Origin of the sequence: Halorussus limi (assembly GCF_023238205.1) — an archaeon.
Lineage (GTDB): Archaea > Halobacteriota > Halobacteria > Halobacteriales > Haladaptataceae > Halorussus > Halorussus limi.
In genome coordinates this window covers 2671251-2683182 of the sequence record NZ_CP096659.1, presented here as the reverse complement: position 1 = coordinate 2683182, position 11932 = coordinate 2671251, and the positions used below count along the sequence as shown (strand labels likewise).

Annotated in this window: 10 protein-coding genes; 5 read left to right on the top strand and 5 right to left on the bottom strand. The window is 66.4% G+C overall.

The features are described from left to right. Together gyrA and M0R89_RS13875 are read left to right on the top strand one after the other, a co-directional pair. Window positions 1–2493 carry a DNA gyrase subunit A gene (gene gyrA / locus M0R89_RS13880; protein ID WP_248649675.1) on the top strand — a complete coding sequence of 831 codons (2493 nt, stop codon included), beginning with the start codon at window positions 1–3 and terminating at the stop codon, window positions 2491–2493. 285 nt (window positions 2494–2778) lie between these two features. After that, window positions 2779–3291, top strand: a complete 513-nt coding sequence (locus M0R89_RS13875) for a hypothetical protein (RefSeq protein ID WP_248649674.1) — start codon at window positions 2779–2781, stop codon at window positions 3289–3291. Between the two features lie 68 nt (window positions 3292–3359). Here the strand turns inward: M0R89_RS13875 and rocF are convergent, their stop codons facing one another. Further along, entirely contained in the window at window positions 3360–4280 is a 921-nt protein-coding gene (rocF, locus tag M0R89_RS13870) for an arginase (RefSeq protein WP_248649673.1), read from the bottom strand. Window positions 4281–4370: 90 nt separating this feature from the next. After that, a complete protein-coding gene (locus M0R89_RS13865) occupies window positions 4371–5300 on the bottom strand; it encodes an NAD-dependent epimerase/dehydratase family protein (RefSeq protein ID WP_248649672.1) in 930 nt (309 codons plus the stop codon). 148 nt (window positions 5301–5448) lie between these two features. Between M0R89_RS13865 and M0R89_RS13860 the strand changes: the two genes are divergently transcribed. Next, complete coding sequence (locus M0R89_RS13860; RefSeq protein ID WP_248649671.1) at window positions 5449–5982, top strand: Rrf2 family transcriptional regulator; 534 nt, start codon at window positions 5449–5451, stop codon at window positions 5980–5982. A gap of 117 nt (window positions 5983–6099) precedes the next feature. Beyond that, entirely contained in the window at window positions 6100–7269 is a 1170-nt protein-coding gene (locus tag M0R89_RS13855) for an NAD(P)/FAD-dependent oxidoreductase (RefSeq protein ID WP_248649670.1), read from the top strand. 10 nt (window positions 7270–7279) lie between these two features. Here M0R89_RS13855 and M0R89_RS13850 read toward each other — a convergent pair whose 3' ends face one another. From M0R89_RS13850 to M0R89_RS13840, 3 genes are all read right to left on the bottom strand, one after another. Further along, window positions 7280–8677, bottom strand: coding sequence for an outer membrane protein assembly factor BamB family protein (locus M0R89_RS13850; protein WP_248649669.1), 1398 nt, complete (start codon window positions 8675–8677; stop codon window positions 7280–7282). A gap of 102 nt (window positions 8678–8779) precedes the next feature. Beyond that, complete coding sequence (locus M0R89_RS13845; protein ID WP_248649668.1) at window positions 8780–9211, bottom strand: FAD synthase family protein; 432 nt, start codon at window positions 9209–9211, stop codon at window positions 8780–8782. Window positions 9212–9269: 58 nt separating this feature from the next. After that, window positions 9270–9782, bottom strand: a complete 513-nt coding sequence (locus M0R89_RS13840) for a Mov34/MPN/PAD-1 family protein (protein WP_248649667.1) — start codon at window positions 9780–9782, stop codon at window positions 9270–9272. Window positions 9783–10014: 232 nt separating this feature from the next. Here M0R89_RS13840 and han point away from each other — a divergent pair, with 232 nt between their 5' ends. Next, window positions 10015–11916 (top strand): Hef-associated nuclease, encoded by a 1902-nt coding sequence (gene han, locus M0R89_RS13835; protein ID WP_248649666.1) that lies wholly within the window; start codon window positions 10015–10017, stop codon window positions 11914–11916. Window positions 11917–11932 lie beyond the last annotated feature (16 nt).

Genomic DNA, 11932 nt, shown 5'->3' with positions numbered 1-11932 from the left:
ATGAGTTCGGACACGCCAGACCTCCCGAGCGAGGTCGCAGACCGCGTACGCAACGTACGCGTCGAAGACGAGATGGAGCAGAGCTACATCGACTACGCGATGTCGGTCATCGCGGGACGGGCCCTGCCCGACGTTCGAGACGGGTTGAAGCCCGTCCACCGGCGCATCCTCTACGCGATGCACCGGGCGGGCATCACCAGCGGCGCGAGCCATCGGAAGTCCTCCAACATCGTAGGCGACACGATGGGTGACTTCCACCCGCACGGCGACAGTTCGATATACGACGCGCTGGCGCGGATGGCACAGGACTTCTCGATGCGGTATCCGCTGGTGGACGGGCAAGGGAACTTCGGGTCGGTGGACGGCGACCCGCCGGCCGCGATGCGGTACACGGAGGCCCGCATGGCCCCCATCGCCGAGGAACTGCTGGCGGACATCGACATGGACACCGTCGATTGGAAGTCCAACTACGACGACCGGCTTCAGGAACCGGAAGTCCTGCCGTCGGCGTTCCCGAACCTGCTCGTGAACGGGTCGTCGGGCATCGCGGTCGGGATGAGTACGAACATCCCGCCCCACAACCTCGGCGAGGTCATCGACGCGACGGTGGAACTCATCGAGAACCCCGACGCGACCGTCGAGGACCTGATGGAACACGTCAAGGGTCCCGACTTCCCGACCGGCGCGAACATCGTGGGTCACAACGCGGTCCACGCCGCGTACAAGACCGGTCGGGGTCGCATCCGCGTCCGGGCCGAGTACGAGGTCGAGGAGCGCGAGAAGGGCAGCGACCGCATCATCATCACCGAACTCCCCTTCCAGACCAACAAGGCCCGGATGATAGAGAAGATAGCCGACTCGGTCAACGAGGGGTCCATCGAGGGGATTCGGGACCTGCGCGACGAGTCGGACCGCGACGGCATCCGCATCGTGGTCGAGTTGAAGCAGAACGCGATGGTGGAGGTCGTCAAGAACCAACTGCTCGAGAGCTATCTGGAAAAGACCTTCGGCGTCATCAACCTCGCGCTGGTCGACGGCGAACCGAAGGTGCTGTCGCTGAAGGAGACGCTCCGGCACTACCTCGACCACCGGAAGGACGTCGTCCGGCGCCGGAGCCAGTACGAACTCGCCGAGAAGGAGGACCGCGCTCACATCCTCGAAGGCAGACTGACCGCGCTCGAACACGCCGACGACGTGGTAGACATCATCCAGGACGCCGAGGACCGCGACGAGGCGAAGGCCGACCTCAAGGCCGAGTACGAGTTCTCGGACGAGCAGGTCGACCACATCGTCCGCATGCAGTTGGGGAGTCTCACCTCGATGGAGGCCGCCGAAATCGAGAGCGAGTACGAGGACGTGCAGGCCCGCATCGAGCGACTCGAGACCATCCTCGGCGACGAGTCCGAACTCCTCTCGGTCATCAAGGAGGAACTGCTCGAAGTCAAAGACGAGTACGACGACGACCGCCGGACCTCGTTCATCGAGGACACCGACGAAGTGACCCGCGAGGACCTCATCGCCGAGGAGGACGTGGTCGTGGTCGTGACCGAACAGGACTACGTCAAGCGCATGCCGGTGTCGCAGTTCGACGCCCAGAACCGCGGCGGTAAGGGCATCATCGGCGGCGACATCAAGGAGGGCGACCGCGTCTCGAAGGTGTTCCGGGCGAACACCCACGACTACCTGCTCTGTTTCACGAATCAGGGACAGGTCTACCGCCTGAAGACCTACGAGATTCCCGAGATGTCCCGGACCGCCCGGGGCAAGTCGGCGATAAATCTCCTCGACCTCGACGACGGCGAGGAGATTACCGCGGTCGTCAACACCGACGACTTCGAGGACGACGAGTACCTCGCGATGGTCACCCGCGAGGGGATGGTCAACCGGACGGTCGCCAGCGACTTCGACAACATCCTCTCGACCGGTATCATCGCCGCCAGACTCGAAGACGGCGACGAACTCGTGGACGTGAAGGTGACGGACGGGACGACCGACCTCCTCATCGCCACGCGGAACGGGATGGCGATTCGGTTCGACGAGTCGGAGGTCACCGCGACCGGCCGTCGGACGAAGGGCGTCAACGGCGTGAAACTCCGCGACGGCGACGCGGTCGCGGGCATGGTCACGGCGACGGACGACGACGACCGGTCGCTGCTGACCGTCACCGAACACGGATACGGCAAGCGGACGCCGCTCACCGAGTACGGCACGCAGTCGCGGTACGGCTACGGACTCACCGACATCAAGACCGGCGACCGGAACGGAGGCGTCACGTCGGTCAAGGCGGTCGCTCCCGACGACCACCTCATCATCATGAGCGAAGACGGCCAGATCATGCGGATTCGGGCGGCCGACATCTCCGAGGTCGGCCGGAACACGATGGGCGTGAAAGTGATGGAGGTCGAGGGCGACGACAGCGTCGCCACCGTGGACGTAATTCCCGAGGCGAACGGGACCGACGAACCGACCGAGACGGTCGAACGCGAGGAGTAACTCGCGGTCGCCTCCGGTCGTCTGTTCTACCGACTCGCTATTTCTGCTACGTCCTGTCGGTCTTCGACTTCGTAGTTTAGTTCGGCCGACACCTCGACGCCTGCGCAGTGGTCGCGTCGTAGTCGGGCATTCCGCTCGCGACGCGGAAACGGACTCGGTCGTGGTGGTTTCGAGCGTGTCGGCTCATGGTCTCCCCGAAGTGGTTCGTTAAAGTTGTCCGGACGGGGGAGAGCGTATCCAGCACGGTTATGATAATTGGGAACGTACAACAATGTTGGTGATGAGATGGCAGAGAAAGCCGCGGTCAGGCAACACGAGAGGACGTTCGAGGCCACCACCGGAGTTCGCAACGGCGCACGCTTGATGGTCCTCGCCGGATTGGGGTTCGTCGGGTACGGAGTCGCGTTTCTGTACAGAACGTTCCTCGGTTCGGGCTTCGAGTTGGGGGTCGATACCATCGGCGGCGTAACGAGAGCGGAACTCGCCGTGAGCAACCCGGAGATGTTACACTACATCAACCATCTCCACGTCGCGGTCTCCGGACTACTCATCGGGGCCGGCATCGGCGTCGTGGCGTTAGCGTGGTACGGCGTTCGGAGCGGGCAGTTGTGGGCGTGGGCGACCGCGGTCGCTATTCCCGTGGTGTCGCTCGCCTTCGCACTACCGATGCACTACCTCGACCTGTTCGCCCACGATTGGCTGACACACCTCGGTCCGATCTACCTCGCGACCCTCCTGTTCGTCGTCGGTGCAGTATTGTCGTACCGCGGCATGAGAACGGTGGGGCGAGTGGACTAATCGACCCGACGCACGTTTTTCCGACCGACTACTTCCGACTCGTCGGGGATTCACTTCGAACGACCGGCTCAGAGAATCCGCTTTCCGAGACCGCTCGCGGCGAGTTCGGTCGCCAACTCGGCGGTCTCGTTGTGTTCGTCCAGAATCGCATTGACCTCCACGACCTCCAGCGAGCGCAGGACGCCGTCGGCCTCGTCGCGTTCGGCGACCGTCTCCAGCGCGGTGTGGGCCTCGCGGTAGTTGACGCCGCCCCGGACCGGAGTGCCGACGCCGGGCGCCACCTTCGGGTCGAGCCAGTCCATGTCGAGGCTGACGTGGATGCCGTCGGTGCCGTCGGTCGCCACGTCGAGGGCGTCCTCGACGACCGGGGTGACGCCGCGCTCGTCGATGTCCGACATGGTGTAGGCGGTCACGTCGCTCTCCCGGATGGCTTCCCGTTCGGCGTCGTCCAGGCTCCGGAGGCCGACCATGGCGACGTTCTCCTCCCGGAGGTTCGGCGCGTTCGCCCACTCGGTGTCGGCGAAGTCGCCGATTCCGAGGACCGCGGCCAGCGGCATCCCGTGGACGTTGCCCGACGGCGAGGTCTTGGGCGTGTTGAAGTCGCCGTGAGCGTCGAACCAGATTACGCCGAGGTCGGCGTCGCGGGCCGCGCCCGTGACGGTCCCGATGGCGATGGAGTGGTCGCCGCCGAGGACGAGCGGAAAGTGGCCCGCTTCGAGCGTGTCGGCCACCTCGTCGGCGAGGCGGGTACACACGTCGGCGGTCTCGCGCAGGAACTTCGCCTCGCCTTCGGCGGGTTGCTCGGCCTCGGGGTCGCGCTCTTCGGCGCGGGGGACCGGGAGGTCGCCCGCGTCGGTCACGTCGATGCCGAGGGCGTCGAGTTCGTCCGCGAGACCCGCGTATCTGATGGTCGAGGAACCCATGTCCACGCCGCGTCGGTCCGCGCCGAGGTCCATCGGCACGCCGATAATCTGCACCTGTCGGTTCATGGCGGAACCTTCGAAAGCCCGGCGTAAAGAAGGCCTGATTTCGGTTTGGCGCGAGAATTGCGGGTCCGGTCGGGAGTCGAGGCGGTCCGACTACTTGTACGGCGCACAGACCTCTTCGATGCCCTCCTCGAAGCTAATCTGGGGTTCCCATCCGGTGGCCTCCGTCATCTTCGAGGCGTCGGCCATGGTGTCGTGGACGAACATGTCGTCGTCGATGGGGTTCTCGACGTGTTCGACCGCCACGTCCGAGTCGAGTTCCTCCTTCAGCAGTTCGACCACTTCGTTGGCGCTGTAGGACTCGCCGGTGCCGAGGTTGTAGATGCCGGTGAGTTCGTGGTCGGCCGCGAGTTCGAGGCCGCGGACGACGTCCGAGACGTGGGTGAAGTCGCGGGTGTGGCTCCCGTCGCCGTAGATGACGGGGGACTCGCCGTTGGCGATGTCGTGGGCGAACTGCGAGACGATGTTGGCGTACTCGCCCTTGTGCTCCTCGGACCCGCCGTACCCCTGATACACCGAGAAGAAGCGCATTCCGGCCACGTGCATGTCGTGGGCGTTGGCGAAGTACTCGCCGTACCGCTCGCGGGCGAGTTTCGACGCCTCGTACCCGGTGCGGGCCTCCACGTCCATGCTCTCGGGCGAGGGTTCGGTCCGACTCCCGTAGATGGACGAAGTAGAAGCGTAGACCACGGTGTCACAGCCGTCTTGGCGGACCTGCTCGACGGTGTTGGCGAACCCCTCGACGTTGACGCGCGCGCCCTCTCGGAGTCCCTCGATGCTGTCCTCGTGCATGGTCAGCGACGACAGCGCGGCGAGGTGGAACAGCACGTCCACGCCCTCGGTCGGCAGGTCGTCGTCCAGCACGCTCACGTCGTGGAACTCGACCTCGTCGTCCAAATTCTCGGGCGTGCCGAGATAGCAGTCGTCCACCGCGACGACTTCGTTCTCGTCGGCGAGGTAGTTGGCCAGATTCGACCCGATGAAGCCTGCGCCACCGGTCACGAGGACGCGTTTCCCTTGCATATCTGGACCCATCGCCCCCACCGTCAAATCGGTGTCGTTCCCCGATTGGATGCGAGGGGATTAACTGTCGGCGCTTCGAAATCCCGATTCCCGGCGCGCCGTCCTCCGGTTCGCCGCATTTAAGCCAATCTATCGCCAAGGTTCGACAATGTCGACAATCGAACTGACTGCGAGTCAAAAGAAGATTCTCCGCGCGCTCGTGGACCTCCACCGCGAGACCGAAGACGCGGTGAAAGGAGAGGACATCGCCGACGAAGTCGACCGAAACCCCGGCACCATCCGGAACCAGATGCAGAGTCTCAAAGCCCTCCAACTCGTCGAGGGCGTCCCCGGTCCGAAGGGCGGGTACAAGCCGACCGCCAACGCGTTCGACGCACTCGGCATCCAAGACATGGACCAAGAGGCTGAGGTCCCCATCGCCCTCGACGGAGAACCCGTCGAGGACGTCAACGTCGAGGAAATCGACCTCGCCAGCGTCCACCACCCCGAACTCTGCCGCGCCGAAATCCACGTCCGCGGGTCGATGGGGCAGTTCCACGAGGGCGACAGCGTCCGCGTGGGTCCGACGCCGCTCTCGAAACTCGTCGTTACGGGTAGCGTAGACGGGAAAGACGACACGAACAACATCGTGATTCTGAAGATAGAGTCGATGAAGGCCCCCGCCGAGGAACCCGGCCACTAGCCGACTTCCGCCCCGGAAATCGGACATTTATCCTTCAGTTTTCACGTGGTAGTCAATCCCTCTCAATCGTTCGGGGGTTCCAAAGCCTTTGTATCCGAGGACTTCGGAGTTAGGTGTATGACTGAGAAGGTCGTCGTACTCGGCGCGGGTTACGCCGGTGCAGGCGCAGTTCAGAGCCTCGAAGCCGAGTTGGAACACGCGGACGCGGAGATCACGTGGATATCCGAAAACAACTACCATCTCGTTCTTCACGAAGCCCATCGGGTCATCCGCGACCCGAGCGTGGAAGACGACATCACGATTCCGGTCGGCGACATCGCGAGTCCGAGCACGGAGTTCGTGCAGGCCCGCGTCGAGAGCGTCGACACCGACGACCAGACCGTCGAACTCGACGGCGACGACGCCGTCGACTACGACTACCTGCTCGTCGCACTCGGAAGCCAGACCGCCTACTACGGCATCCCCGGCATGGCGGAGAACGCCCTGACGCTCAAGAGCCTCGACGACGCTCACGAGATTCACCGGCAGGTCGAGGAGGCCGCCTCGCGGGCGTCGCGCAACGACCCGGCGAAGGTCGTCATCGGCGGCGCGGGCCTCTCGGGCATCCAGAGCGCGGGCGAAATCGCGGAGTACCGCGACGAACACCGCGCGCCCATCGACATCTACCTCGTGGAAGCCCTCGAAGAGATCATGCCCGGACAGGACTCCGAGTTGCAGGGCACGGTCCGGCGACACCTCGAAGAGGCCGACGTCGAAATCCTGACCGACGACCCCATCACCGAGGCCGACGAAGACGCCATCCACTTCGACGAGGGCGACCCGCTCGACTACGACGTGTTCGTCTGGACCGGCGGCATCACCGGACAGGACGCGCTCGACGGCACCGACCTCGACAACGAGCACAACCGCGTCACCACCGAGTCTGACTTCCAGACCAGCGACGAGCGCGTCTTCGCCGTCGGCGACTCGGCCATCGTCGACCAAGGCGAGAACCCGGCACCGCCGACCGCGCAGGCCGCGTGGCAGGCCGCCGAGGTCGTCGGCGAGAACATCGCCCGCGCCATCAACGACCAACCGCTCAAGACGTGGACCCACGAGGACAAGGGGACGGTCATCTCGATCGGCGACAAGGCGGTCGCCCACGACGTACAGGCCGGCGGCGTGACGGTTCCGTTCCGGACGTTCAACTCCTACCCCGCGAAGCTCCTGAAGAAGGCCATCGCCGCGCGCTGGATCGCCGACGTGAGTTCGGTGCCCAAGGCGCTGAAGGCGTGGGACTCGCTGTAGGTTCGGACGCTCACTTCTCGAATTTTCGCACGATTCCGCTCTCGCTCGCGGCGTAGACGCCGCCGTCGTCGACGACCAGCGCCGACAGCGGTTCGCTCGCCTCGAACGACCACCGGACCGACCCGTCGGCCGCGTCGAGCGACCGCACCGCCCGGCCGTCGCCGGTCCGGACCACGACCGTCTCGCCGGTCGGGTGGACCGCCCCGGAGAACCCGGGCGCGTCGGCGCGCCACCGCGTTTCACCCGTCTCGGCGTCGAGCGCGTGAATTACGTCGGCCGCATTGCTTCGGTAGCCGCCGACGAAGACGGTGCCGTCCGCGACCACCGGGGCCCGGCGCGTCTCGCCGTCGAGGTCGGTCGCCCACTGCTCGCGTCCGTCGCCGACGGCCAGCGCGAAGACCCGACCGCCGTACTCGGTTCCGACGACGGTGTCACCGGCGAGTGCCGCGCCCGACGGGACGAACGCTCGGCCGCCGCCCGCGGCGTAGGTCCACCGCTGGCTCCCGTCGGCGAGGTCGAGGGCCGCGAGCCGTCCGTCGCCGTCCCGGGGTCCGCCGGCCAGCACCGCGCCGTCGGCGACGACGAACGACCCGTCCGACGACCCCACGCCTTCGACCCGCTTCTGCCACTGCCGCTCGCCGGTGGCGGCGTCGTGACGCGCGACCCCGCGACCGCCGAGGCCGACCAGCAGCGACCCGTCGAGGTACGTCCCCCGGAAGGCGTCGCCGGTCTCGACCGACCACCGGGAATCGCCGTCCGAGCGGCCGACCGCGAACAGTCGCTGGCCGTCGAACCCGAGGGCGTCGTCGCTGGTTCCGAGGTAGGCGCGACCGCCGCCGACCGCGAGGAGGTCGAGAAACTGGTCGACCCCGTCGGTCCGCCAGCGCTCGGTGCCGTCGGGCCCGAACTCGAGGAGGCGCTGGTCTACGCCGTGGAAACCATTGCTCCGACCTGCGACGCAGTAGACTTCGCCGTCGTGGACTCGGGGGACGCGCGCGGGCGCGGCGGGGAGCGCGCTCGTCCATCGCGGCGTCCCGTCGGTCGCGCCGAGCGCGGCGAGCGAACCGCTCGACCGGGAGTCGCTCCCGTTCGCGGAGAGACCGACCTCGCCGACTCCGACGTACACCGCGTCGCCACCGACGGCCGGTCGCCGCTCGACGGGCGCGTCGAAGGCGACTCGCCAGCGGACCGCCTCGTGTCGGGGCGACTCTCGCGTCGGTTTCGGCACGGTGTCGGAGTCGGTCGGGGTTCCCCCGACGGTCGTCGGGGGTCCGTCGGCGGTCCGCCGGGTTCCGTTTTCGGGACCGGTCGCGTCGCTCTCGGTCGAGTCGGCGAGTTCGCCGCCGGTGCATCCGGCGAGTCCCGACGCGAGGGCGACGCCGAGGAGGAATCGTCTGCGGGAGGGCATGGGTCCGGCGTCGGCCGGGCGCGGTATAAGTCTTCTATTGGCTCCGCGACGACTCGCGGTGCCAGAACGGGGCGGAGACGCGAGCAGTCGCGGGCCGAGCGGTCAGTCGCCGCGTTCGTCCAGAATCCGGTCGATGATGCGGCCCGTCGAGAGCAGTTCGCCGTCGTAGGCGGGGTCGCGGGGACTCGCGCGCCGGACCTCGCACTCGACGCCTCGGCGGGCGAGTTCGTCCTCGATGGCGACCTCGTCGTGGTGCTGGTCGTGGCCCAACGCGATGACGTCGGGTTCCAGTTCCTCGATGGGCGCGAAGATGTCCTCGGGATGGCCCACGCGAGCGTCGTCCACGGGGTCGAGCGCCGCGACCATGTCCCGGCGCTGGCGGTTCGGCAGAATCGGCGGTTCCTTGTGGGTGACGTTGCCCCGGCGGGCGACGATGACCGTGAGTCGGTCGCCGAACGCCGCGGCGTCCCGGAGGTAGTGAACGTGGCCGGGGTGGAGGAGGTCGAAGGTTCCCTGCGCGATGACGTGGGTCATGCTGTCTCCTCGTCGGTCGGTGCTGTGCCCTCGCCGGTCGGTCCTGTGTCCTCGTCAGTCATGGTGCGTCTGCGTCCTCGTCGAAGTCGTAATCCAGTTCCGCGTCGATGTCGGCCTGTGTGAAGTCGAAGAACGATTCGCCCTCGGGGAGCGAGACGTCGAGAACGTCTAACTCCCGCGGGTCGCCGTTCCGGTCGAACGCCCGCCAGTCTTCGCGGTCGTAGGGGTAGCCGATGATGATGTGGACCTTCCCCCTGCCGAAGGTGGCGAGGTCGGCGTCGCTCGGCCGGAGGACGCCGTTGGGGTGGGAGTGGACCGACCCGACCGAGTTGAAGTCGTTGGGTATCATGCTGGTCTTGACCGTGGCGCTCATCGGGTTGGACTCGGTGCCGGGGATGACCAGCACGTCGGTGATGACCGTCCCGTCGCGTTCGAGTCCGAGCGACCGGGCGTCCTCGCCCCGGAGAAAGCCCATGTACTCGTCGGGGTGGGCGTCTTCCGACGCCGCCAAGGCGAACTGGAGGGCGTCCTCGGCGATGCCGAGAATCTCGCTCGACCGGAACAACCGCATGGTGAAATCTCCGGGCGGGCGCGTTCTAAAGGTTGCGAACCGGTGGGCGAACGCGTCCGTCCTCTCCGGCGGCCGTCGTCTGTTTCTTCCCGGAGCGCGCCAGACCGTCCACGGGAGACCGTGAACCGACCGAACCGCTCGGAAACGACCCGAATCGCTCTCCGGAAACTGGGAGTTCCTGTGAGCGGAGTTGCAAACCCTTAAAATCGGCCGAACCGAAACACGGACAAGAATGACAGCCTCCGCTAATTCCGGCGACGAGGTCGTCGTCTACGACCTCGACCCGGACTGCACCCTCGAAGACGTCTCAGAGGGCAACTACTACCACGCTACGGTCAACGGCGTGGTCGACTACGGCGTGTTCGTGGACCTCTCGGACTCGGTCTCCGGACTCGCGCACGAATCGAACTACGAGGGAAGCTACGCGGTCGACGACGACCTCGTGGTCAAACTGACCGAGATTCGGGAGAACGGCGACCTGAGCTTCGAACCCGCGGACCTCGACGACTACGAGACCGTCGAAGTCGACCACGACTACGACATCTCGGACGCGGGCGAACTCTCGGGCGCGGTCGGCGAGACGGTCCACCTCGAAGGCGAAATCGTCCAGATAAAGCAGACCGGCGGCCCGACCATCTTCCACGTCAGCGACGAGACAGGCGTCGTCCCGTGCGCCGCGTTCGAGGAGGCCGGCGTCCGCGCCTACCCCGAGGTCGAAATCGACGACGTGGTTCGAGTGACCGGACAGGTCGACGAGCGCGACAACTCGCTGCAGGTCGAGGTCGATTCGCTCGACGTCCTGTCCGACGGTGACGCCGACGACGTGCGCGAGCGCCTCCAAGCCGCGTTCGAGGAGCGCGCGGAACCCCACGAGACCGAACCGCTCGTGGAGTGGCCCGCGCTGACCCAGATGTTCCCCGACCTCGAAGCGGTCGCGCGACAGCTCCGCCGGACCGTCCTCGAAAGCCGGCCCATCCGCGTTCGCCACCACGCCGACGGCGACGGGATGTGCGCCTCGATTCCGGTCCAGTACGCGCTGGAGCAGTTCATCGCCGAGACCCACCAGGACCCGCAGGCCAAGCGCCACCTGTTCAAGCGCCTACCGAGCAAGGCTCCCTTCTACGAGATGGAGGACGTGACCCGCGACCTCAACTTCGCCTTGGAGGACCAGGCGCGCCACGGCCAGAAGCTTCCGCTCCTGCTGATGCTCGACAACGGGAGCACCGCCGAGGACGTGCCCGCGTACAAGAACCTCGCGCACTACGACATCCCCATCGTCGTCGTGGACCACCACCACCCCGACCCCGAGGCGGTCGAACCCTACGTGGACGCCCACGTCAACCCGTACCTCTACGACGAGGACTACCGCATCACGACCGGGATGATGTGCGTCGAACTGGCGCGCATGATTTGGCCGCCCATCACCGAGGAACTCCGCCACGTGCCCGCGGTCGCGGGCCTCTGTGACCGCTCGAAGGCCGACGCGATGACCGACTACGTCGAACTCGCCGAGTCGGAGGGGTACGAGGAGACCTTCCTCCGAGACGTCGGCGAGGCCCTCGACTACGAGGCCCACTGGCTGAAGTACGACGCCGGGCGCAACCTCATCAACGACGTGCTGAACGTCGGCAACGGCGACGGCGACGAGCGCCACCGCGAACTCGTCTCCTTCCTCTCGGAGACCGCCGAGTCGGAAGTCGAGGACCAACTCGACGCCGCCATGCCCCACGTCGAACACGAGCGACTGGAGAGCGACGCTCACCTCTACCGCATCGACGTGGAGAACCACGCCCACCGGTTCACCTACCCCGCGCCGGGCAAGACCACGGGCGAAATCCACGACCGGAAGGTCCAAGAGACCGGCGAACCGGTCATCACCATCGGCTACGGGCCGGACTTCGCGGTCCTCCGGAGCGACGGCGTGCGCCTCGACATCCCCGAGATGGTGACGGAACTCAACGAGGAAATCGTCGGGGGCGGCGTCTCCGGCGGCGGCCACCTCGTCGTCGGGTCCATCAAGTTCGTGCCCGGCATGCGCGAGGAAGTGCTGGACGCCCTCGTGGAGAAGATGGCCGACGCCGAAATCGACGAGGAGTTGCAGAGTACGACGGTCGGCCACGAGCAGGACGACTGAGCGCGTTCGCGTCGAC

Excerpts from the sequence above, each read along its gene's own strand:
- M0R89_RS13875 (WP_248649674.1), top strand. The coding sequence starts at position 2,779 with ATGGCAGAGAAAGCCGCGGTCAGGCAACACGAGAGGACGTTCGAGGCC.
- M0R89_RS13850 (WP_248649669.1), bottom strand. The coding sequence starts at position 8,677 with ATGCCCTCCCGCAGACGATTCCTCCTCGGCGTCGCCCTCGCGTCGGGA.
- M0R89_RS13840 (WP_248649667.1), bottom strand. The coding sequence starts at position 9,782 with ATGCGGTTGTTCCGGTCGAGCGAGATTCTCGGCATCGCCGAGGACGCC.
- han (WP_248649666.1), top strand. The coding sequence starts at position 10,015 with ATGACAGCCTCCGCTAATTCCGGCGACGAGGTCGTCGTCTACGACCTC.
- M0R89_RS13860 (WP_248649671.1), top strand. The coding sequence starts at position 5,449 with ATGTCGACAATCGAACTGACTGCGAGTCAAAAGAAGATTCTCCGCGCG.
- M0R89_RS13855 (WP_248649670.1), top strand. The coding sequence starts at position 6,100 with ATGACTGAGAAGGTCGTCGTACTCGGCGCGGGTTACGCCGGTGCAGGC.
- M0R89_RS13845 (WP_248649668.1), bottom strand. The coding sequence starts at position 9,211 with ATGACCCACGTCATCGCGCAGGGAACCTTCGACCTCCTCCACCCCGGC.
- gyrA (WP_248649675.1), top strand. The coding sequence starts at position 1 with ATGAGTTCGGACACGCCAGACCTCCCGAGCGAGGTCGCAGACCGCGTA.
- M0R89_RS13865 (WP_248649672.1), bottom strand. The coding sequence starts at position 5,300 with ATGCAAGGGAAACGCGTCCTCGTGACCGGTGGCGCAGGCTTCATCGGG.
- rocF (WP_248649673.1), bottom strand. The coding sequence starts at position 4,280 with ATGAACCGACAGGTGCAGATTATCGGCGTGCCGATGGACCTCGGCGCG.